This is a genomic window from Streptomyces sp. NPDC001709, assembly GCF_053596375.1.
Genome location: NZ_JBSFGB010000020.1, coordinates 137990 through 160303, shown reverse-complemented (window position 1 = coordinate 160303; position 22314 = coordinate 137990). Strand labels below are relative to the sequence as shown.

Genomic DNA, 22314 nt, shown 5'->3' with positions numbered 1-22314 from the left:
ATCGAACAAGAGGTGTTCGGAAAATGCATCCCTTGTCGGATCGTTCAACAATCGATTACGTTCGGAGTGTGATCGACCTCAACGCAGACCTCGGTGAAGGCTTCGGCCGCTGGACCCTCACCGACGACGACGCCCTGCTCTCCGTCGTGACCAGCGCCAACGTCGCCTGCGGCTTCCACGCGGGCGACCCCTCGGTGATGCGCCGCGTCTGCGACCTCGCCGCCGAACGCGGGGTACGGATCGGCGCGCAGGTGTCCTACCGCGACCTGGCCGGCTTCGGCCGCCGCGCCATGGACGTGCCCGGCGACGAACTGGCGGCCGAGATCGCCTACCAGATCGGCGCGCTGCGGGTCTTCGCACAGGCCGCCGGCGCCGAGGTGGCCTACGTCAAGCCGCACGGCGCGCTCTACAACCGCACCGTGCACGACGCCGAGCAGGCCCTGGCCGTGGTGGCCGGCGTACGACTGGCCGGCGGAGCGCTGCCGGTGCTCGGTCTGCCTGGGTCGCGGCTGCTCACCGCCGCCGAGGAGGCCGGCCTCACCGCCGTACCGGAGGCCTTCGCGGACCGCGCCTACACCCCCGTCGGCACCCTCGTGCCGCGCCGCGAGCCGGGCGCCGTGGTGACCGACGAGGACGCGGTGATCCGGCGCGCGCTGGCGTTCGCGGTGGACGGCGCCGTCGAAGCCGTGGACGGTACGACCGTCCCCGTGGCCGCCCGCTCCCTGTGCGTCCACGGCGACACCCCGGGCGCCGCCCGGATCGCGGCGCGGGTACGCGAGGCCCTGGAGGCGGCCGGGGTCGAGGTCGGGGCCTTCGCATGACCGAGAGCCGGTCCGTGCAAGTGCGCCCGGCCGGGCGGCACGCACTGCTCGTCGAACTGCCGGACGCCGAGCGCACCGCGGCCTTCCACGCCGAACTCCTGCGGCGGCGTGCCGCGGGGACCCTGCCGCCGGTCGAGGAGATCGTGCCGGGCGCCCGGACCGTACTCCTGGACGGCGTCACGCATCCCGGGGAACTCGCCCGCCGGATCGCCGACTGGGACCTGCCCGCCCGCGCCGCCGACGAAGGGGGACTCGTGGAGATCCCCGTGCGCTACGACGGCCCGGACCTGGCCCGGGTGGCCGACCTGTGGGGCGTCGGCGCCGACGAGGTCGCCGCCCGGCACTCCTCGTACACCTACCACGTCGCCTTCTGCGGCTTCGCCCCCGGCTTCGGCTACCTCACCGGCCTCCCCGACGAACTGCACGTACCACGCCGCGACACGCCCCGCACCCGGGTCCCGGCCGGCGCGGTCGCGCTCGCCGGCCCCTACAGCGCGGTGTACCCGCGCGCCACCCCCGGCGGCTGGCAGCTGATCGGCACCATGCCGGACCCGGCACCGCTGTGGGACCTCAGCAGGGAGGAACCGGCCCTCCTCACACCGGGAACCCGGGTGCGGTTCGTGGCCAAGGACGGCACACCATGACCGTCAAGCTCACCGTCGTCCGCGCGGGCGCCCTCACCACGGTCCAGGACCACGGCCGGCGCGGCCACGCCCACCTGGGCGTTCCCCGCTCCGGAGCCCTGGACGCCCCCGCCATGGGCCTGGCCAACCGGCTCCTCGGCAACACCCCCGACGCCGCCGTCCTGGAGACGACCCTGACCGGCTGCGCCCTGCGCCCCGACCGCGGCGTCACCGTGGTGGTCGGCGGCGCGCCCTGCCCGGTGAGCGTCGACGGCCGGCCGGCGCCCTGGGGAGTGCCCGTACGGGTGCCCGCGGGCGGCGTCCTGAACGCGGGCGGCGTGACGGCGGGCGTGCGCTCCTACGTGGCCGTCGCCGGCGGCATCGCCGTCGATCCGGTCCTCGGCAGCCGCTCGACGGACCTGCTCTCCGGACTCGGCCCGGCGCCCCTGCGCGACGGGGACGTCGTCCCGCTCGGCGCCCCCGCCCCGCAGCCGGCGCTTCCCGACAGTGCTCCCTGGCCCGCGCCGCCCACCGAACTGACGCTGCCGCTGCGGTTCGGCCCCCGCACCGACTGGTTCACCCCCGCCGCGCTGCGCACCCTCACCTCGGCGACCTACCGCGTCTCGCAGCGCAGCAACCGCATCGGCCTGCGCACCGAAGGGCCACCGCTGGAACGCGTGTCGTCCGGCGAACTGCCCAGCGAGGGCATGGTCCTGGGCGCCGTGCAGGTGCCCCCGGACGGGCGTCCCGTGGTGTTCCTGCACGACCACCCGACCACCGGCGGCTACCCGGTGATCGGCGTCGTCGCCGAGACCGCTCTGGCGGCGGCCGCCCAGGCGGCGGCGGGAACGCCGATCCGCTTCACCCTGGGGTGACACGCCGGGCCCGTCGGCGCTCGCCGCCGCGCCGGGCGTGCGGCGGTGGGCGATTCTGTAGGAGTGGGTGGTGTCCCAGCCCGCCGGATTCCGGCCGCCTACGCCGTCCCGGGCCGCCGGGCGGTACGGGTGACGCTGGTAGCCGCGGCCGGTTTCTACCTCTTCCGCTACGGCCTCGACCGTCCCGTCGCGGCCACCTACGCGCTGTTCGCGGCCGTGGCACTGGGCGGCCTCGCCAAGATCCCCGGCACCGGGCGGCAGCGAGCTGCGACGGTACTGCGGCTGCTGCCCGTGTGCTGGCTGCTGGTCGTCGTCGGCACCTGCCTGTCGGTGCGGACCTGGAGCGCCGTCGTCGGCATGCTGGTCGTCGGCTTCGCGCTGGCCTTCGCCGCCGTGGGCGGTCCGCGTCCGGCAGGGGCGGCGCCGGGCCTGCAACTCCTCTACATCCTCCCGTCCTTCCCCCCGTACGCCCCCGGCACGCTCGGTGAACGCCTGACCGGTACGACCACCGGGCTGGCCCTCCTCATCGCCGCCGAGGCACTGATCTTCCCCGAGCCCGGCCCGCCGTCGTACCGGGAACGGGCCGCCCGTGCCGCGGGCACCGCCGCGCGCTGCGCGACCCTCCTCGCCACGCCGCCGTACGCGCTGACCGGCCCCGACATCCGGGAGGCCTGGGCGAGCGGCTGGAGTCTGCGGTCCCTCACCGTGCCGGAGGCCGAACGCCCGGCCGGACCCGGGATGCGCGACCGCGCCCTCGCCCACACCGGTCTCGCCACGCGCACCCTCCTCGCCCGCCTGGCGCAACTGCCTGCGGCGCCGGGCGGGCTGCCGGGCACCGAGGTGACCGCCGTACTGCAGAAGGTGGCGGAGCTGGCCACGGCAACAGCGGCCTGCCTGGAGGCCGGTCCGTCACCGGTGACGCCGTACGAGGACCTGGTCGAGGCGCGCGCACACCTGTCCGCCGCCTCCGCGGGCCCGGTCCCCACCCGCGGCTGCGCACCCGGAACCGGGCCGGACCTCCCGCCCGCCGTACTGCGTCGGCACGCCGCCGTGCTGGAGATCGCCGATGCCGCGCTCGCCATGGCCACGGCGGCCGATCTCGCGGTACACGGCAGGCGCGCGTCGGTGGAGGTCGGGCAAGGGCGCTTCTGGTACGCCGGGACCTGGGCGCCGGTCCTGTGGTGGCACCGGCTGCGCGGGCACGCCGGGCGCCGGTCGGTGTTCTTCCAGAACGCGGTCCGTATCGCGCTGGCGCTGACCGCCGCACGGCTCGTGGCGGGGGTGGACACGCTGCCCCATGGATTCTGGGCCACCCTGGCGACCCTCACCCTCACCCGGACCACCATGGACGAGACCTGGCACACCATCCGTCTGGCGCTCGCGGGCACCCTGGCCGGGGCTTTCGTCACCGCCGGGGCGCTGAGCCTGGCCGGGACCGACACCGCCGTCTACGCCGTCGTACTGCCGGTGTGGATGCTGTTCGCCTTCACGGTGGGGCCGGTCAAGGGCGTCGGCTGGGCTCAGGGCCTGTTCACCGTGCTCGTGGCCCTGGTCTTCGCCCAGCTGTCCGTGCCGACGTGGCGGCTGGCGGAGGTCAGGATGCTGGACGTGCTGGTCGGCAGCGTGATCGGCGCCGTCTTCGGGGTGCTGGCCTGGCCGCGCGGTGCCCATGACGAGCTGCGCCAGGCGGCGGCGGAACTGCTGCGCAGGGCGGCCGAGATCGTGGTGGCGACCGGCGCCTCGGTGGCGGGCGGAGGAGCGGTGGTCGCTCCGTCCGGGGCGCCCGGCCACCGGTCCCTGCGGCGCGCGGTCGTCCTCGCCGAGTCCGCGTACGCGCAGTTCCAGAGCGAGCCGACACCCTTCGGCGGCGCGGCGCGCGGCGCGGCCCCGCCCACCGTGGACTGGCAGGCCACGCTGATGGCCGGTCACCACACGCTGTGGGGCTCCGAGCGGCTGCTGACGCCGCCGCTCACCCCACTCGGCCCCGCGGCGGCGGAATCCGTGAGCGTGCTGGGGGAGCGGGTGGCCGGACGGATGTTGCTGGTCTCGGCGGCCCTGGACCCCGGATCCGACACCCCGACCGGCCGGATTCCGCTGATCGGGCCGGTCCCCGAGCGGGCGGTCAGCGAACCGCCCGGCGCGCCGCGCCTGTACTACGCGACCGTGTCGTGGCTGGGCTCGCTGACGACCGACCTCACACGGATCGCACGCGGCGGCCCCGAGCCCGGGCAAGGCCCTCGAGCACCGTGACCGCACGAACGGGGAGCACCTGCCCGGGCGATGCCGATGACCGGCGTCAACAGACCGGCCCGTGAGCCGTGTCGGACTGTGCGAGGACACGCCGAAGCCAGCGGGTACGGGCGTCCCGGGCGTCCTGGCTGAGAGCCGCCTGCGGCGCGAAGGTGTCGAAGCCGTGGAAGGCGCCGGGCCAGACGTGCAGTTCGGCCTGGCCGCCGGCCCGCCAGATCGCCTGGGCGTAGGCCACGGCCTCGTCCCGCAAGGTCTCGGCCGACCCGACCTCGATGTAGGCCGGGGGCAGCTCGGACAGATCGTCGGCACGGGCGGGAGCCGCGTAGGGCGGCAGGTCCGAGGCGCCGTACCGGTCGCCCAGCAGCGCCTGCCACGCGGTCGCGTTGGACGTCCGGTCCCAGGTGTCGGTGCCGGCCATCTGGTGACTGGAGAAAGTGTCGTTGCGGTCGTCGAGCATCGGGCACAGGAGCAGCTGCCCGATCGTTCCGGGTCCGCCCCGGTCACGGGTGAGCAGGGCGAGAGCCGCGGCGAGTCCGCCACCGGCGCTCTTTCCCCCGACGACGACACGATCGGCGTCGATGCCCAGCTCGGCCGCGTGTGCGGCCACCCAGGCGAGCCCGGCGTAGCAGTCCTCCACCGCCGCGGGGTACTGGGCCTCGGGCGCCAGCCGGTACTCGACGGAGACGACCGCCAACTCCAGGGTGGCAGCCCATGTACGAAGGAGCCGTGGAAGGACGGACCAGGCATTGCCCGTGATCATTCCGCCGCCGTGCATGTAGTACAGCAGGGGCAGCGGCCCGGTGATCCCGACGGGCCGTGCGCTCACCAGCGTGACGTCCGGCCCGCCCGGCGGCCCCGGCACCCGCAGCTCCGCCACCTCGAAGCGGCCGTCGGCCCGGAGATCCCGGACCGTCGGCCGGGGCCGGCCGGCAGCATCCCGCTCCTGCCTGGCCGCAAGATTCTCCGGGGTCACCGGCTCTCTCGCCGCATCCCCCAAACCCCGTAGCACCACGGCAAGTTCGGGGTCGAACGGAGGCACGCGCCAAGCCGCCGAGACGGGTGGACCGGTCTGCGGCGGCGTGTCATCAGCGAGGTCCATGCGGCCCAGTCAATCACCCTCCGCACGCGGCGGGTTGAGGGTGGGCGGTCCCACAGATCATCCGGGTCCCGCGGCAGGACGTCGACGAGCGGTTCGCCGCAGTCGGTCATGGCCTTGGCCGGAAGCCGTCGGGCCTGGTAGTCATGGCCTTGTGCGATTCGAGAGTGTTCCCATGCCGGTGGCGGTCGAGGCCAGGCCCCGTGATGCTCGTGGGTATCCCGTACCGGCGATCACTCCCTGGGAGGGGGAAGAGCCGCAGTTCGCGCTGACCGACTACGAACGCAGCGCCGCGTGCGCGCGGAAGCGGCTGTGCTCCGTGTGCAACCAGGGCATGCCACAGGGCCCGGTGTGGCGTGTGGTGGGGGCCGAGGAGAGCGCGGCGATCGGGGAGGCGCTGGCCGCCGGGCGGCCGTATCGCAATCTCGCGCCGACCCTCGAAGGACCCGGGCACCGCGCGTGCATGCTGTACGCCTCGATGGTGTGCCCGTATCTGGCCCGGCCCAACGCCCGGCGTGGCATGTCGGCGGCCGAACCGGACGACATGACCTCCCATGTGGTGCGGGGCGCCGTCCGGGGCGCCATGGGCGCGGTGGTGGGCTTCGCGGAGTACGAGTACGCCATCACCGGCAGCCGGGTGCTCTTCCGGTTCCTCGACGTCGTCGAGTTCCTGCCGCACGACACCGCCGACGCGCACCTGGACGAACTGCGGGCCGAGCTCGCCCGGACCGCGAAGTGACCCGCACTTCGCGCTCCGGACGCGCCCGGCCCGTTCCGTCGGCCCAGGTCAGGAGCGGTACGCCGGCAGTCCGACCGTCGAGGTGACCTTGGTCGGGTGGCCCGTGCCGTCGGCCGGCAGGGTCACCGTGCCGGACGGGGTGCGCACCGCGAGGGTCTTGCCGTCGGGGGACCAGGCCGGCTCGGTGTAGTCGGTCGTGGCGTGCGGGGTGAGGTCCTTGATGTGCCGGCCGTGCGTGAAGTCCTCGACGAGCACGTGGTCGTGGCCGGCGACGGAGCGCACGAAGACGACCTCCTCCTCGTTCGGGGAGAGGGCCGGCTGGGAGCCCGCGGTGAGCTTGCCGCCCTGCTGGCGCAGGTAGTCGTCACGGATGTAGACGTCACCGGTGTGGTCGTTGGCGTAGACCGAGGTGCCGTAGTGACCGGCCGCGTTCGGCCAGATGTTGCCGGTCTGCGGCAGCGCACCGCCCGGACCCGGCTCGCCGTACAGGGACAGCGTCTTGGGCGTGCCGTGGACGGCCTTGGCGGAGATGTACTTCAGCCGGGACTCACCGCCCGCGCGCGCCGCGAAGATGAGGTTGTCCTTGGCGGGGATGCCGTTCTGGGTGTCCTTCGCGGTCACCTGCCAGGTCGGGTGGGACCAGTTCTGGTTCCCGGGGTTCTTGGCGACGACAACGCGCCCGCTGCCGTCGGGGTTGGCGATGTCCAGGTTGCCGGAGCCGTCGACGAAGGCGGCCTTGGCGCCGTCGGGGGACCAGGCGAGGTCCCGGACGTTCACCCCGAAGTTCACCTGGTGCCCGTTGATCAGCACGTACTTGGTGCCGTTGCTGACGGTCAGGGTCCCGTGCGAGGCGGGGGCGGCGGAGGCGGCGCCGGAGGCGCCGAGGAGCGCCGAGCCGGTCACGGCTGCGGCCACGGCGATGGCGGCCGCCATGGTGCGGGTACGCATGGTCATGACTTGTATTCCCCCAGGGACATGGACTGGTCAGGTCGTTGTGTGAAGCCGAGCTTGACAGGTCCCGATCTTCGAATCGTCCGTTCAGCGTCACAGGGGCGTAACACACGGGTTAAGGTCCACCTGATCGTTCAGTCGATCCTCGTGAAGCTCCTTGAGACCAAAGGACGTAGATGAGACGAAGATCTCTCACCGGGCCGGCCGCAGTGCTCATATCCACTGCTGGGCTCGCCGCCGCGCTGCTGGGCAGCGCCCCGGCCGGCGCCGCCACCGGCCAGCCGGTGATCACCCTCGACACACCGGCGCCGGTGGCGCTGCCGGCCGCACCCGCCACGGCGGACGTGTCCTTCGACTTCCAGACCAAGGCCAGGCACCTCCAGGCGTACGACGCCACCCTGACCGTGGACGCCCGGGGGCTGTCGAAGATCGCCAAGGTGACCTTCTCGGACAACTGCACGGCCCAGGGGCTGGTGGCCACGTGCTCGGAGATGTTCGAGTCCGACTCCTCTCCCACCACCCACATGGGTGCCATGACCCGGCTGACCCTGACCCCGCTCAGGGGCGCCCCGCTCGGTGCGACGGGCACGTACAAGGTCACCGGCCACTCCGCGCACGCGCAGATCGTGGGCGGCACGGGCAAGGTCGAGGTGGGAGGCCCCTCCTTCGGCCTCGACAAGCTCACCGACCACAGCGGCCTGAAGGTCGGCAGTACCGTGAGCGAGCCGGTCCGGTTCACCAACGTCGGCAACCGTCCCGCCAAGGGAGTCCAGACGGTCCTGGCCGCCGCACCCGGCCTCGACTTCGCCGACCACTACTCCAACTGCAAGTACGCGTACAACGGCACGATCCATTTCGCGGAGTGCTACCCCAAGGGCGCGATCAGCATCGGGGAGACGGCGGCCCTGGCCGCACCGGTGCGGCTGCGCGTGAACTCCGCCGCGCTGTACACGTACCTGGACACGAAGACCGCACCTCTCGGTCAGCCGGGCTGGCCCGACGGGCAGGGCCTGAAGTGGACCTGGGGCAAGGGGGCCGCGCTCAAGCTGAAGGTGATCAAGGCGGGGCGGACGTCCTCGGCCCCGGCCGGTTCCGTCTCCCTCCCGCAGACGGACAACATCACCGACTACCGGATCGCCTCCTTCCAGGCCCGCAATACGGCCGACTTCGGAGTCACGGGCGCGAGCGCGCGGGCCGGCGCGGGGAAGAACGCGACCTTCGCCTTCCACCTGTCCGCCAACGGCCCGGCCACCCTGTACGACCGCAGCGGCGGTGAGGGCGTGCCCACCGTGTGGGTGACGCTCCCGCCCGGCACCACCGCCGTCGGCCGTTCGGCCAACTGTCATCCATGGCAGTCGGACAACCCGACGGCCGAGGCGCACGGCCCGTACGTCTGCCACCCGTCGGGCTTCGTCCTGCCCAAGGGTCAGATCACCGACTTCACCCTGACCCTCCGGGTCGACAAGGTGGTCACGCATGCCAAGGGCGGCGTCCAGCTGGTCTGGGGCCCGGACCCGGCCCACTCGCGGCGGCCCGCGTTCGACCCGAACAGCCGCAACGACTCCGCGGCGCTCACCTTGAACTGACCCGCGCCGGTCGGGGCGGAAACGGGGACGGTGCCGCCCGGCCCGTGCACGCCGATGCCGAGCACACCTGCTCGGCATCGGCACACACGCCCGTCAGGGCAGGGACCCCCGGCTTCCGTTCACGGTTGCGGGGGTCAGACCGTGGACAGGTCGACGGCCCGGTCGACATCCTCCGGCTGCAGCACGCGCAGGATGCCTTCCAGCAGGTAGTAGTCGGCGTAGGGGAGCGAGATCTCGATGCCGTCCTCGGCCGGGCGGTTGCGGGTGCAGCGGGCGACTATCGCCTCGGCCCGGGTGGAATTCCTCGTCAGGCAGGTTTCCGACAGGGCGGTGAGGATCCGCAGGGCGACCTGCCGGTATTCAGGTCTGCCGCTGGCGGCGGACAGGTCGAGCAGTCCGCAGGCCGTGACCGCGCCCGCCGACGCGTCCTTGATGTCGTACGGCACTTGTGGTGCGCGGTAGTCCCATACGGGAACGTGGTCCGAACCGAGCGCTCCCACCGCGAAGTCGGCGAGTCTGCGTGCCGTGGACAGGAACTGCCGGTCTCCGGTCCGGCGGTACATGGTGGTGAACCCGTATATGCCCCACGACTGTCCGCGGGACCAGCAGGAGGTCGGGCTGTAGCCCTGCACGGTGTTGGGGCCGATCGGCGCGCCGGTGTCGGGGTCGAAGTCGAAGACGTGGGGCGTCGAGCCGTCCTCGCGGGGGAAGACCCGTTGTGCTGTCCTGGCGTGTTCCACGGCGATGCGGAGGTACTTCTCGTCGCCCGTCTGCCGACTGGCGAAGGCCAGCAGGTCGAGGTTCATGATCGTGTCCATGATGACCCGGCCCGCGTTGTTCGGGTCGTCCAGCGCCCCCCACGCCCGGATGAAGTGGCCCCGCGGGTTGTATCGCCGGATCAGTGAATCGGCCGCTCGTACGGCGCCCGCACGCCAACTGTCGTCGCCCGTCAGCCGCCAGGCGGTGACCCACGACGGATAGAAGAGGAAACCGAGGTCGTGGGTGGTGGTGTCGTACCGGCGCGGAGCGAGTTTGCGGGCGGAGTCCAGCGCCAGCGTCCGGAATCCGTCGTCTTTGCTGTACAGATACGCCATCCACAGCGTCCCCGGCCAGAACCCGCCGACCCAGTCGCCGTTCTGGGAGAAGACCCACTTCTCGAATTTCGTGCCGACCGGAAAGGCGCTCACCCCCGGTGCGACGGCACGCAACTTCTCCACCGCGTAGTCGGCGGCCGCGCGGAGCACACGTCCCGTCGACGCCGAGGCGTCCTGGACGCCGGTCGCCTCCGCAGCCTGCGCTGGTGAGGCGGCGGTTGCCGTGGCGCCGGCGGCCACGGCGAGGACAGTGCGCCGGGAGACGCTCATGGACGGTCCTCCAAGTAGGCGATGCGGCAAGGACGTTGGGGAGTCTGGCACGGCAGTGGCCTCGCGTATACCCATGTGTGTGATGTTCGTGTATGTGAATGAATGCGGGGCTGGAACGCGACGCCTGCCTGCGGTGCGCAGGCTTGGCCATGGGTTACCGTGCGCAGCGACCCGCTCATCCGGCCGGCGTATCCGGCGATCCCGGTGGACGGTCGGGCGGGTCGGCCCCGATTCCCATCCGGAAGGTGAACCGCGCATGCGTCAGCCAGCTGTCACCCCCACCGTGAGCGCGGCGCCGGGTATCCCGGTGCTCGCCGAGGTCGTCCGGTCCGGATTCGTCGAAGGGCGGCACCGGGGCAGCGTGGTGCTGCTAGCCGCGGACGGCTCGGTGGAGTTGGCGATCGGCGACGTGACGTCTCCCGTCTTCCCGCGTTCCTCCAACAAGCCGATGCAGGCGGCGGGCGTGCTGCGGGCCGGCCTCGACCTCGGGGGAGAGCGGCTGGCCCTGGCGGCGGCGAGCCACTCGGGTGAGCCCTTCCACCGCGACCTGGTGCGGGCGATGCTCCGCGAGCACGGACTGACCCCCGAGCAGCTGCGGTGCCCGCCCGCCCTCCCGCTGGACCAGGAGGAGCAGGAGGCCTATCTGGCGGCGGGCGGCCGGCGTGAGCGGGTGGCCATGAACTGCTCCGGCAAACACACGGCGATGCTGGCAGCCGCCGCGCTACGGGGCTGGCCCCTGGAGTCCTATCCGGACCCGGACCATCCGCTCCAGCGGCTCATCCGCACGGTCGTCGAGGAGACCGCCGGAGAACCGGTCGCCGCCGTCGGCGTGGACGGCTGTGGGGCGCCGTTGCTGGCGATCAGCCTGACCGGCCTCGCCCGCGCCTTCCGCTCCTTCGTCCTCGCCGCACCCGGCACACCCGAACGGCGGGTCGCCGACGCCATGCGCGCCCACCCCGAGTACGTCGCCGGTACCCGACGGCACGACACCTGGCTCATGCGGGACATACCGGGCGCTCTCTCGAAGGTGGGCGCGGAAGCCGTCCAGGCCCTCGCCCTGCCCGACGGCCGTTCCCTGGCGCTCAAGATCCAGGACGGCGGGGTCCGGGCCCTCGGTCCCGTCCTGGCCCGTGCGTTGTGCCTGAGCGGGGTGACCGCGCCGGTCGTGGACCGCGTTGGGTGTGCCCCGGTGCTGGGCGGGGGAGGGGCGGTGGGGGAGGTGCGGGCTGTGTTCTGACTGTTTGTCACGGTCCCACTGACGTATAGTCAGGTTATGGGTGCACGCCTGTTGTCTTCCGTTCCATGAGCGTTCAACTGGCGATTCCTGTGGGTGTCGTGTGCCCTCCCTAGGGTCCTTGAGGCTTTCGAAAGAAGGGGCTCATGGACTCATTCCTTGCGATCCGGGCTCGCGGGATCACCAAGTGCTTCGGTGAGGTCGTCGCACTCGACGGCATCGATCTGGATGTGGCGCAGGGACGGATCCACGGCCTGGTCGGCCCGAACGGCGCCGGCAAGACGACGCTTCTCGGGCTCCTGCTCGGCCTGGCCGTGGCCGACAGCGGCCGCCTCGAGATCCTCGGTACGCCGGTGGGGAGGACGTTCGCGGCGCCCGACGGTGTCGCCGGGTTCGTGGACGGCCCGGGGCTCTACCCCTCGCTCACCGCCAGGCAGAATCTCGCCGCGCTGGCCGCTCTGCGCGGTCACGACGCACGCACCGCGGGCATCGACGAGGTGCTCGACCAGGTCGGGCTCACCGATGTGGCCGACGACCGGACCCGCGGTTTCTCCCTGGGCATGCGGCAACGGCTCGGCCTCGCCGCAGCCCTGCTCACCAAGCCCCGGTTGCTCGTGCTCGACGAGCCGTCCAACGGCCTCGACCCGGCCGGCAAGAGACACGTACACGGTGTCCTGACCCGGCTCGCGGCGGAGGGCACCAGCGTCGTGCTGTCGAGCCACCGCATGGACGACCTCGAGGCACTGTGCTCCGAGGTCACCATCCTCGCCACCGGACGGGTCGTCTTCTCCGGTCCGCTGAGCAAGCTGGCCGCCGAGAACCGTGAACTCGACTACCGGTTGCTCACCTCCGACCCGCAGGCCGCCCTCCGACTGGCTGCCGACACGCCCGGGATCCGCGTGGTCGACGACGCGGCGGGACGCCACGGCGCCGAGGTGCTCGTCGTACGCGCCCTGATCGCCGCCGTGGACGAACTGGTGGTGCGGCTCGTCCACTCGGGCATCGCGTTGCGCGAACTCGCCCCCGTCGTATCCCCGCTCGAAGCGGCGTTCCTCGCCCTCACCGATCAGCAGAGGCCGGGCACCGACGGGGATGGATCCGACACCGGGCACCGAGAGCGGGCCAGAGGGCAGCAGGAGTTCGGTGCCGTGCGGCCGGGGTCCGGTGTCGTGGCGGAGGGGTCGGGTGCTGTGCGGCCGGGGTCCGGTGTCGTGCCGGAGGGGTCCCCTGTCGTGCCGGAGGGGTCCCATGCCGAGGAGCCGGAGTCCCGTGGCGCGTCGCAGGAATCCGATGTCAAGCGGCCGGCAACCGGCGGCGCTCTGCCGCAACAGACCGACGCCCAGCAGCAGGAGGCCGGCCGATGACCGCAAACGCCCCCGCCGCCACCCTCGCCCCCACCGGAGCCGCAGTCCGCGTCTCGGTTGCCCGTGGCTATCGCTTCGAAGTGGTCAAGCTCGTCTCGCAATGGCGGATCCGCCTGCTGGTGCTCGCCTGCTGGATCGCGCCCGCGCTCTTCGTCGCCGGGGTGAGCCAGCAGAGCACGCTGCCCGCCGACACCCTCTTCGGCCGCTGGATGCTCGCCACGGGCTGGGCCGGACCCCTGGTGATACTCGGCTTCTCGGGCACCTGGGCGCTCCCGCTGCTGACCTCAGTCGTCGCCGGCGACGTGTTCGCGTCCGAGGACCGGCTCGGCACATGGCGCCATCTGCTCGTGGCCGTCCGCTCGCCCCGCCGCATCTTCGCGGCGAAGACACTGGCGAGTCTGACGGTGATTCTGCTCCTGGTGGCCGGGCTGGCCGCCTCGAGCACGGTCGGCGGCCTCGCGGCGATCGGCAACCATCCGCTCGTCGGCCTCGACGGCCACCTGCTCTCCCCGGGGGACGCCGCCGGCAAGGTCCTGCTCGCCTGGGCCTGCGTACTCGCACCGACCCTGGCCCTGGCCGGAATCGGCCTCCTCGGATCCGTGGCGTTGGGACGGTCCCCGATGGGACTGCTGCTCCCAGCGGTTGTCGCACTGGCGATGCAGCTGGCCCAGATGCTGCCGCTCCCCGTCGCCGTGCGCGTGTCCCTGCCCAGCTGGGCGTTCATCGCCTGGAACGGTCTGTTCTCCGATCCGGCAGAGCTCGGTCCGCTCGTGATCGGCATCGTCGTCAGCCTGGTGTGGGCCGTGACCGCGACCGCGCTGGCCTATCTCCTCTTCCTGCGGCGCGACTTCACCAACCTGACCGACGACGGCTCGGGCCGCCGTGCGGTCACCCACGGCCTCCTGCCGCTCGCCGGACTGGCCGGCGTGACCGTTGCCGTCGTCGCCTCGGCGACCGGCGCCACGGGCTCCGGGATCTCGCAGGACAAGGTGCAGCACTCCCTCGCCACGGAGTTCGCCCACCTCTATCGCATACAGACCAAGCAGCTCAACCGCCCCGACGTCACCGAAGCGCAGCTGAAGGCCACGGCGTCGTGCAACAAGGGCAGTGTCAGGGTCGCCGCCGAGGGGCCCGGCAACGACTGGCGCTGCGTCGTCTCCTGGCATCTCCCCGACGTCGAGGCCACCGGGACGGCCATCTACCAGCTCGACGTCACCTCCGACGGGCGGTTCGTGGCCGACGGCGACGGACCGAAGGAAGTGAACGGCTACTTCCTGGTGCGCACCCCGACCGGGGACGCGCCGAACCCTCTTTGGCAGTTCGACGGCGACGTCGAACTTCTCAGCACCTCGAAGGGATGACTCCATGCAGGTAACCCGCCACCGCCGGCCTGTGGAGACGGAGTTCCTCGGTAGACGCCTCGGACGCCGGACCAGCCTCACGGCGGCCGCCACAGCGGTGGTCCTCGCCACCACCGCCGGCATCGGTTACGCCCAGACGCACCAGTTCGGCACCGATCAGGTCGGCCAGGCGACCGACCGGGGCCAGGTCATCTCCAGCGACCAGTACCTCGCCCCGTACGGCGAACGCCTCGTCCTCAACAACGGCAAGATCATGTCGTCCTCCCTCAGCCCGGACGGCACCCATCTCGCGGCCTCGGTCACCGACGGCGGGAGCGCACTGGCCATCGTCGACGTGAAGAACTGGCAGGTGCAGCAGGTCGTCGGCGCCGCCGCGTCGTCGACCCCGCGCCTGAGCAGCAACTCGGTGGGCCAGGAAGGCCCCACATACTCGCCCGACGGCACGCAGCTGTGGCTCGGCCAGACCGACGGCTACACGAAGTTCACGGTCAACCCGGACGGCACGGTCGCCAATCCGACGGCCGTCAAGATCCCGGCGGACGGAACCAAGCACGCGCTGGTGGGCCAGGCGGTGTTCTCGTCCGACGGCTCCACCGTGTACTCGGCGGTCAACGGCCAGAACCGGGTGGTCGCCATCGACGCTGCGACCGGCGCCATCAAGCAGAGCTGGACCGTCGGCAACGCACCGCGCGACATGGTCGTGGTCGGCACCAAGCTCTACGTCGGCAACGAGGGCGGCCGTCCGGCCCAGTCCGGCGACACCACCATGAACTCGTACGGCACCCAGGTGCCCGCCGACCCGAAGACGGGTGCCACCACCACGGGCACGGTCAGCGTCATCGACCTGGCGAACCCGGCCGAGGCCCCCTCCAGCATCGACGTCGGTCTGCACCCGACCGCCCTGTACGCCAAGGGCAAGGCGCTGTTCGTCACCAACACGGCCAGCAACAATGTGTCGGTCATCGACACCGACAAGGACAAGGTCGTGCAGACCATAGCCACCCAGCCGTGGCCGGAGGCGTCGGTGGGCTACGAGCCCAACGCGGTGACGCTCACCGACGACGGCCGCCTGCTGGTGACGCTCGGCCGGGCCAACGCGGTCGCCGTCTACCGGTACAAGAGCCCGCAGGAGCCGGTGAGTTACGTCGGCCTGCTGCCGACGGACTACTTCCCCGCGGAGATCACCACCGTCGGCGACCAGGTGCTGGTCTCCAACACCCGTGGCATCGACGCCCGCCGACCGAACAATCCCGCCGGGCACGGCACCCATGACACGACGTCGAGCGTGCAGCGGTTCACGCTGCCGGACGACAGCGTCATCAGGTCCGAGACGGCCAAGGTCTTCCAGCAGAACGGCTGGACCCCCGGCTCCGTCGTGGTGGCCCGGGGCAGGGGCAAGGCGTGGCCGGTGCCGGTCCCGCGGCGGCTCGGCGACCCCTCGACGATCAAGCACGTCTTCATGATCGTCAAGGAGAACCGGACCTACGACCAGGTCCTCGGCGACGTGCCGGAGGGCGACGGCGACCCGTCGGTCACGCAGTTCGGCGAGAACGTGACGCCGAACCAGCACGCGCTGGCCCAGCAGTTCGGCCTCTACGACAACACGTATGACATCGGCACGAACTCCGCCGAGGGCCACAACTGGCTGATGCAGGCCGACGACCCGGAGTACACCGAGTCCTCGGCCGGCGAGTACCAGCGCAGCTACGACACCGAGAACGACGCTCTCGGCCACCAGAAGTCCGGCTTCCTGTGGACCGGCGCGCAGGCCGCCGGGAAGACCGTGCGGGACTTCGGCGAGTTCCAGTCGATCGAGAGCAAGCCGTCCGGCGCGACCTGGCAGAACCTGTACTGCGACGCCAAGGACATGGACGCGACCGGCCAGTCCACCGCCTATCCCATACAGACGGGCTCGGCGATCCCGTCGCTGAACGCCGTGTCGGCGCCCGGCTTCCCGATGTTCGACCTCGACGTGCCGGACATCTACAAGTACGAGATCTGGAAGCAGGACTTCGAGAAGAACGGGCCGGCGAACCTGAACATGTTCTGGCTCTCCAACGACCACACCGGTGGTCCGGCGAGCGCGACGGCTCAGGTGGCGGACAACGACCTCGCGGTCGGCAAGATGGTCGACGAGATCTCCCACAGCAAGTACTGGAAGGACTCGGCGATCTTCGTCGTCGAGGACGACTCCCAGGCAGGCCTCGACCACGTCGACGGGCACCGTGCCCCGATCCAGATCATCAGTCCCTGGGCCCAGCACGACACGGTCGACAGCCGCTACTATTCGCAGATCACGATGATCCGGACCATCGAGCAGATCCTCGGGATCCACCCGATGAACCAGAAGGACAGTGCGGCCAGCCCGATGGCCGGGGCGTTCACCCGGCACCCGGACTTCACGCCGTTCACCGCGCTGCCCAACCGGACCTCGCTGACCGACGGCCTGAAGACCCCGCCCCCCTGTGGCGTGGACACCCCGGCACCGCAGGACCCCAAGGCGGCGGCCGTCCCGTCGGCGAAGGTCCCGGCGGACATGGGGAAGCTCGCCGCCGAGTGGGACGCCTGGAAGTCCAAGCAGCATCTGACCGGCCCCCACGCCATCGCCGACTACGCGAACCCCGCCCAGATGAACCACTTCACCTGGTACCAGACGCGCAACTGGAAGACGCCGTACCCCGGTGAGAAGAAGATCTACGCACCGAACGACGTGCCGGGTGCCTATATCCCGTCGTCGGAGAACGACGGCTGACACAGCCTGAACCCACCGAGGACCCCCGGCCCGCTCCACCGCCCGCCAGGGGTCCTCCCGGCCTTTTGATTCCGGCATAACCTGATAAAAGGCGACTTCTTCCGCGGTGAAGGAGGAAACATGTCGGTTTCCCAGCAGCCGCAGGCGTCACCGGATCCCGCCGGGCAGGAGGCGTTCGCGGCCGAGATGGTCGACGTGCTCAACAAGGCCGCGCTGGCTCTGCTCACGAGCGTCGGCCACCAGTGCGGCCTGTTCGACACCCTGGCCGGCCTGCCCCCGTCGTCCGGCGCCGACATCGCCAAGGCGGCGGACCTCGACGAACGGTATGTGCGGGAGTGGCTGGGCGGCATGGTCGTCGGCGGATTCGTCGACTACGACCCGTCGGGCGACACCTACGCGTTGCCCCCTGAGCACGCCGCATCGCTGACCACAGCGGCGGGCCGGGACAACCTGGCGGCCATGATGCCGTTCGTCGCGGTCATGGGCGAGGTCGAGCAGCAGGTCGTGCGGTGCTTCCGCAGGGGCGGGGGAGTGCCGTATTCGGCATACCCCCGCTTCCAGGCGCTGCAGGCGGCGGAGACCGCCCGGGTCTACGACGCCGCGCTGGTCGATGTGATCGTGCCGCTGGTGCCGGGGCTTGCCGAACGCCTGCGGTCCGGCATCGATGTGCTCGACGTGGGCACGGGACAGGGCCATGCCCCGCTCGTGCTGGCGAAGGCGTTCCCCGCGAGCCGCTTCCACGGGCTGGACCAGTCGGAGGCCGCGATCGCGACCGCACAGGCCGAAGCGGCTTGTGCCCGTCTGCACAACCTGAACTACACCGTCGCCGATTCGGCGCAGATAACCGCCGAGTACGACCTCGTCACCGCCTTCGACGTCATCCACGACCTGGCCCGGCCGGCCGAGACCCTCGCGGCGATCGCCCGCGCCCTGCGCCCCGGAGGCACGTTCCTCATGGGCGACATCGCCGCCTCCAGCAGGCTGGAGCAGAACATCGGCCATCCCTTCGCCCCCGCGCTCTACGGCTTCTCGGTCTTCTACTGCATGACCACCTCGCTCAGTACGGGCGGAGCCGGTCTGGGCACGGTGTGGGGCCGGGAGACGGCCCTGCGCATGCTGGAGGAGGCGGGGTTCGGGGACATCGACATCAAGTCGGTGGAGGGCGACCCGCTCAACGCCTATTACGTGGCGACCAAGCGCTGACCCGGAAAGGTGGGCGGCCATGAGCACCATCGACGAAACGGCTGTCGCCCGGCTGCGCGAGGCACTGCGGGGACCCGTGATCACACCGCAGGACCCCGGCTATGACGAGGCTCGCCGTATCCACAACGCCATGATCGACCGGCGGCCCGCCGCCTTCGCCCAGTGCGTGGACGTGGCGGACGTACGGGCGACGATCTCCTTCGCCCGGGACACCGGCGCCCAGCTAGCGGTGCGCGGCGGCGGCCACAGCGGCCCGGGTCTGTGCCTGGTCGACGACGCACTGGTCCTCGATCTGTCGCCGATGCGCTGGGTCAGGGTGGACCCGGAGACGGACACCGTCCAGGTGGGCGGCGGCAGCCGGCTCGGTGACGTCGACCATGCGACACATGCCTTCGGGCGCGCCGTGCCGTCCGGGATCATGTCCACCACGGGTGTCGGCGGTCTCACCCTGGGCGGTGGCCACGGCCATCTCACCCGCAGGTACGGCCTGACGATCGACAGCCTGCTGTCGGCCGACGTCGTGCTCGCCGACGGCAGCTATGTCACGGCCTCGGCGAGGAACCACCCGGACCTGTTCTGGGCGCTCCGGGGCGGGGGCGGCAACTTCGGCGTGGTCACGTCGTTCACCTTCCGGCTCCACCCGGCGGCGGCGGTCGGTGTCGCGGTGACCCTGTGGCCGGTCGACCGCACTCCCGAAGTGCTGCGCTGGTACCGGGAGTTCGTGCCCGCGGCGCCGGACGAGCTCAGCGGGTTCTTCGCCCTGCTCGTCGTACCGCCCGGCCCGCCCTTCCCCGAGCCGATCCACGGCCGGAAGATGTGCGGGGTCGTGTGGTGCTACACGGGTGACCTCGACGGCGAGCACCTGACGGAGGTGTTCGCCGCGGTGAACGAGCCGGCGCCGCCGGCCTTCCACTTCACCACCCCCATGCCCTACCCCGTCCTGCAGACCATGTTCGACGAACTGCTCCTCGAGGGGTTGCAGTGGTACTGGCGCGGAGACTTCTTCGACACCGTCTCCGACGCCGCGATCGAGGTGCACCACAAGTACGGGGAGAACATCCCGACCGGCCTGTCGACCATGCACCTGTACCCGGTGGACGGTGCGGCCCACCAGGTCGGCGCGGACGACACGGCATGGGCCTACCGGGACGCCGTCTGGTCCGGAGTGATCGCCGGCATCGACCCGGACCCCGCCAACGTCGAAGCGATCAAGCAGTGGTGCGTCGACTACTGGACCGACCTGCACCCGCACTCCATGGGCGGCTCCTACGTCAATTTCATCGGCCACGGGGAGAGCCGGGACCGGGTCCGGGCCACCTACCGCGGCCACTACGACCGCCTGGCCTCGGTCAAGCACGCCTACGACCCGGACAACCTGTTCCACGCCAACCAGAACATCCCGCCGGCCCCGGACTGACGCGCGCCCACGCCGCGAACCGTGCGGGCGCTGTCCGTCAGCGGCTGGTGCCGCCTTCGCTGATCCAGCGGGCCGCGAGCAGGCCGGAGCCGGCGGTGAGGACGGCGGCGGCGATGACGGTGGCGTCCAGGCCGAGGGCGTCGGCGAGGACGCCTGCGACGAGCGCGCCGACGGCATAGCCGATGTCCCGCCAGAAGCGGTAGGTGCCCAGGGCGCCCGCCCGCCAGGCGGGGTGCGCGTGGTCGGAGACGCAGGCGATCAGGGCCGGGTAGACCATGGCGGTGCCGAGACCGAGCGCGACGGCGGACAGGACGCCCGCCAGGAGCGGGGTGTCCAGCAGGACGAGGGCGAGGACGAATCCGGCGGCCTGCACGAGCATGCCGGTGACGACGAGGGGTTTGCGGCCGATGCGGTCCGAGAGGTGGCCGGTGTGGATCTGGCCGAGGCCCCACAGGACGGGATAGAGGCCCTTGATGAGGCCGACGGCGGCGAGTCCGAGACCGTGGTCGGTGAAGAGCAGAGGGAAGACGCCCCAGGTGAGGCCGTCGTTGAGATTGTTGACCAGGCCGGCCTGGCTGGCGCCGCGCAGGGACCGGTGGTGCCAGGAGGTCCGGGCGAAGGTGGCGGCCAGGGAGGTGCTCTCGCGGGTGGGCAGGGGCTCGGTGTACCGGGAGAGCTCCAGGGCGACGTGCGCGGCGGTGTCGCGCACGACCAGGGCGAGGGCGAGTCCGGCGGCGACGAACACCACGCCGATGAGCTCCGGGACGGGGCGCAGGCCGTAGCCGGTGGCGAGGTAGCCGGTGACAAGCGCGGTGACGCCCACGGCGGTGTAGCCGGCCGCCTCGTTCAGACCCGTGGCCAGTCCGCGCCGGGCGGGGCCGACCAGGTCGATCTTCATGTTGACGGTCATCGACCAGGTCAGGCCCTGGTTGAGCCCGAGCAGTACGTTCGCCGCGACGATCCAGCCCCAGGACGGCGCCCACGCCAGGGCGAACGGTACGGGGACGCCGATGAGCCAGCCCGCCACCAGCAGTCGCTTACGGCGGAAGCGCGCGGTGAGCGCCCCGGCGGCGAGGTTGGTGAGGGCCTTGGTGAGGCCGAAGGCGATGATGAAGGAGAAGACGGCCAGGTCACTGGTCAGGCCGAAGGTGCGGGCGCCGATGAGCGGGACGGTGGTGCGTTCCAGGCCGACCAGCCCGCCGACGCAGATGTTGACGATGACGAGCAGGGTGAACTGCGCCCAGTTCTCGCGCAGTCCCAGCCGAACGGGCCTGGCCGCGGACTTGGTGGTCGCGTTCACCGGGCGTCGCCCTCGGTGAGCTGTCGGCCGTGGGCGGCGGCGTACGCGCCGGGGCCGCCGTTCAGGACGGTGAGGCCGCTGTGGCCGGCGCGTTCCAGGAGGCTGGCGGCGGTCATGGCGCGCTCCCCGTGCCCGCAGGCCACCACGGCGCCCCGGGGCACCTCCGCCGCGTGGGCGGCGAGGGCACCGAGTTCGAGGTGGAGAGCGCCGGGGACGTGCCCGGCGGCGTACTCGGCCGACTGCCGGACGTCGAGGTACGGGGCCGCCGGTGCCTGGCCGGGGGTGACGAACGGGGTGACCGAGGTGGGCAGGCCGGCCTCCCGCCAGGCGGTCATGCCTCCCGAGAGGCGGCCGGCGAGGCGCTCGTAGCCGATCTTGTACGCCTGCCAGACGATCTCCGGCACATCCTGGTCCTCGCCGGTGACGAAGGCGATGGGGTCCTCACCGGGCAGGAGCCAGCCCAGCCAGGTGGCGAACTGGGCACGCAGGGGTATGGAGACCGACCCCGGTATGTGCCCGGCGGCGAAGTGGGCCGCGGGACGGACGTCGACCACATGGCCGCCGTCCGCGAGCAGCGCGCTGACCTGCCCGGTCCCCAGGGCAGGCAGCCGCGGTACGGCGGTCAGGACGGCGGGACCGCGCCGGTTGTGCTCGGCGAGCCGGTCGAAGTAGGCGGGGTAGCTGCCGAGGCTCGCGAGCAGCCGGGACACGAAGGCGTCCTCGTCGGCTGCGGCGAGCAGCGGGTTCGCCCGCTTCTCGGTGCCGATGGTGCTGGTGCGCTCGGTGCCGGGCGGGGCCGAGCAGAACGAGCCCGCGCCGTGGGTGGGCCACACCGCGGTCTCGTCCGGCAGCCGGGTCAGCCGCCGCAGGGACCGGTACTGGGCGCGGGCCAGTTCCTCGGTGCGTTCGGCGCCGAGGAGGTCGGTGCGGGCGGCGGAGTTCACGATCAGCGAGCCGCCGGTGAACACCCCGAGCGCGCGGCTGCCGTCCAGCAGCAGGAAGGACAGGTGCTCGTCGGTGTGCCCGGGGGTCGCCAGGGCACGCAGCGTCAGTCCGCCCAGGGCGACCTCGTCGCCGTCCGCGAGGCCCCGGTGCTCGAAGGCGCGGCCGCCCGCGGCCGAGGCCAGCACGGTGGCCCCGTGGTCGTGGCCGAGCTGGACGGCACCGGAGAGGAAGTCGGCGTGCAGATGGGTGTCGGCCGCGTACGCGACGCGTAGCCCGCGCCGGGTGGCGGCGGCCCGCAGGTCACGCAGGTCACGGCTCGCGTCCACGGCCAGGGCACGGCCGTCGCCCAGGTCGACGAGGTAGGCGCTGTTGCCCAGCCCCTCGTCCACCAGCGGGATCAGATGGTCGTCGGCGAAACCCACGGCAGTCCTCC

At 71.9% G+C, this 22314-nt stretch carries 16 protein-coding genes and 1 pseudogene; 12 read left to right on the top strand and 5 right to left on the bottom strand.

The window, feature by feature from the left end:
* Positions 1-68: 68 nt before the first annotated feature.
* The 4 genes from ACWC0C_RS27760 (at position 69) to ACWC0C_RS27745 (ending at position 4569) form a co-directional block, all read left to right on the top strand.
* Positions 69-821, top strand: coding sequence for a LamB/YcsF family protein (locus tag ACWC0C_RS27760; protein ID WP_449194493.1), 753 nt, complete (start codon positions 69-71; stop codon positions 819-821).
* The gene (locus tag ACWC0C_RS27755) at positions 818-1465 is read left to right on the top strand and encodes a 5-oxoprolinase subunit B family protein (protein ID WP_450866596.1); all 648 of its coding nucleotides are present in this window, start codon (positions 818-820) and stop codon (positions 1463-1465) included. Before ACWC0C_RS27760 ends, ACWC0C_RS27755 begins: the two co-directional genes overlap by 4 nt.
* Positions 1462-2319, top strand: a complete 858-nt coding sequence (locus ACWC0C_RS27750; protein ID WP_450866594.1) for a 5-oxoprolinase subunit C family protein — start codon at positions 1462-1464, stop codon at positions 2317-2319. The genes ACWC0C_RS27755 and ACWC0C_RS27750 overlap by 4 nt, the downstream gene beginning before the upstream one ends.
* A 63-nt stretch (positions 2320-2382) precedes the next feature.
* The gene (locus ACWC0C_RS27745; RefSeq protein WP_450866592.1) at positions 2383-4569 is read left to right on the top strand and encodes an FUSC family protein; all 2187 of its coding nucleotides are present in this window, start codon (positions 2383-2385) and stop codon (positions 4567-4569) included.
* 46 nt (positions 4570-4615) lie between these two features.
* On the opposite strand, the gene ACWC0C_RS27740 is transcribed toward ACWC0C_RS27745, so the two are convergent.
* Positions 4616-5542 carry an alpha/beta hydrolase gene (locus tag ACWC0C_RS27740; RefSeq protein ID WP_450866591.1) on the bottom strand — a complete coding sequence of 309 codons (927 nt, stop codon included), beginning with the start codon at positions 5540-5542 and terminating at the stop codon, positions 4616-4618.
* Positions 5543-5840: 298 nt separating this feature from the next.
* Here ACWC0C_RS27740 and ACWC0C_RS27735 point away from each other — a divergent pair, with 298 nt between their 5' ends.
* Positions 5841-6404: a hypothetical protein gene (locus tag ACWC0C_RS27735; protein WP_449194488.1), complete on the top strand. Its 564-nt coding sequence runs from the start codon at positions 5841-5843 to the stop codon at positions 6402-6404.
* A gap of 48 nt (positions 6405-6452) precedes the next feature.
* On the opposite strand, the gene ACWC0C_RS27730 is transcribed toward ACWC0C_RS27735, so the two are convergent.
* A complete protein-coding gene (locus ACWC0C_RS27730) occupies positions 6453-7358 on the bottom strand; it encodes a hypothetical protein (RefSeq protein WP_450866589.1) in 906 nt (301 codons plus the stop codon).
* A 173-nt stretch (positions 7359-7531) separates the two neighbouring features.
* Here ACWC0C_RS27730 and ACWC0C_RS27725 point away from each other — a divergent pair, with 173 nt between their 5' ends.
* On the top strand, positions 7532-8941 hold the full coding sequence (locus tag ACWC0C_RS27725; protein ID WP_450866588.1) for a hypothetical protein: 1410 nt from the start codon (positions 7532-7534) through the stop codon (positions 8939-8941).
* A 134-nt stretch (positions 8942-9075) separates the two neighbouring features.
* Here ACWC0C_RS27725 and ACWC0C_RS27720 read toward each other — a convergent pair whose 3' ends face one another.
* Positions 9076-10305, bottom strand: coding sequence for a glycoside hydrolase family 88 protein (locus tag ACWC0C_RS27720; RefSeq protein WP_450866586.1), 1230 nt, complete (start codon positions 10303-10305; stop codon positions 9076-9078).
* A gap of 256 nt (positions 10306-10561) precedes the next feature.
* Here ACWC0C_RS27720 and ACWC0C_RS27715 point away from each other — a divergent pair, with 256 nt between their 5' ends.
* The 6 genes and pseudogenes from ACWC0C_RS27715 to ACWC0C_RS27690 all read left to right on the top strand — a co-directional run bounded on the left by ACWC0C_RS27715 (position 10562) and on the right by ACWC0C_RS27690 (position 19636).
* Positions 10562-11542: an asparaginase gene (locus ACWC0C_RS27715; RefSeq protein WP_450866584.1), complete on the top strand. Its 981-nt coding sequence runs from the start codon at positions 10562-10564 to the stop codon at positions 11540-11542.
* A gap of 143 nt (positions 11543-11685) precedes the next feature.
* Positions 11686-12621 (top strand): annotated as a pseudogene (locus ACWC0C_RS27710) (ABC transporter ATP-binding protein); the annotation flags it as partial.
* Between the two features lie 278 nt (positions 12622-12899).
* Positions 12900-14264 carry an ABC transporter permease gene (locus ACWC0C_RS27705; protein WP_450866582.1) on the top strand — a complete coding sequence of 455 codons (1365 nt, stop codon included), beginning with the start codon at positions 12900-12902 and terminating at the stop codon, positions 14262-14264.
* A gap of 4 nt (positions 14265-14268) precedes the next feature.
* Entirely contained in the window at positions 14269-17016 is a 2748-nt protein-coding gene (locus tag ACWC0C_RS27700) for a bifunctional YncE family protein/alkaline phosphatase family protein (RefSeq protein WP_450866580.1), read from the top strand.
* Positions 17017-17136: 120 nt separating this feature from the next.
* Positions 17137-18219, top strand: coding sequence for a class I SAM-dependent methyltransferase (locus ACWC0C_RS27695; protein WP_450866579.1), 1083 nt, complete (start codon positions 17137-17139; stop codon positions 18217-18219).
* Between the two features lie 19 nt (positions 18220-18238).
* Entirely contained in the window at positions 18239-19636 is a 1398-nt protein-coding gene (locus ACWC0C_RS27690; protein WP_450866577.1) for an FAD-binding oxidoreductase, read from the top strand.
* A 37-nt stretch (positions 19637-19673) separates the two neighbouring features.
* Here ACWC0C_RS27690 and ACWC0C_RS27685 read toward each other — a convergent pair whose 3' ends face one another.
* On the bottom strand, positions 19674-20936 hold the full coding sequence (locus ACWC0C_RS27685) for an MFS transporter (protein ID WP_450866575.1): 1263 nt from the start codon (positions 20934-20936) through the stop codon (positions 19674-19676).
* A complete protein-coding gene (locus ACWC0C_RS27680; RefSeq protein ID WP_450866573.1) occupies positions 20933-22303 on the bottom strand; it encodes an MBL fold metallo-hydrolase in 1371 nt (456 codons plus the stop codon). Before ACWC0C_RS27680 ends, ACWC0C_RS27685 begins: the two co-directional genes overlap by 4 nt.
* Positions 22304-22314 lie beyond the last annotated feature (11 nt).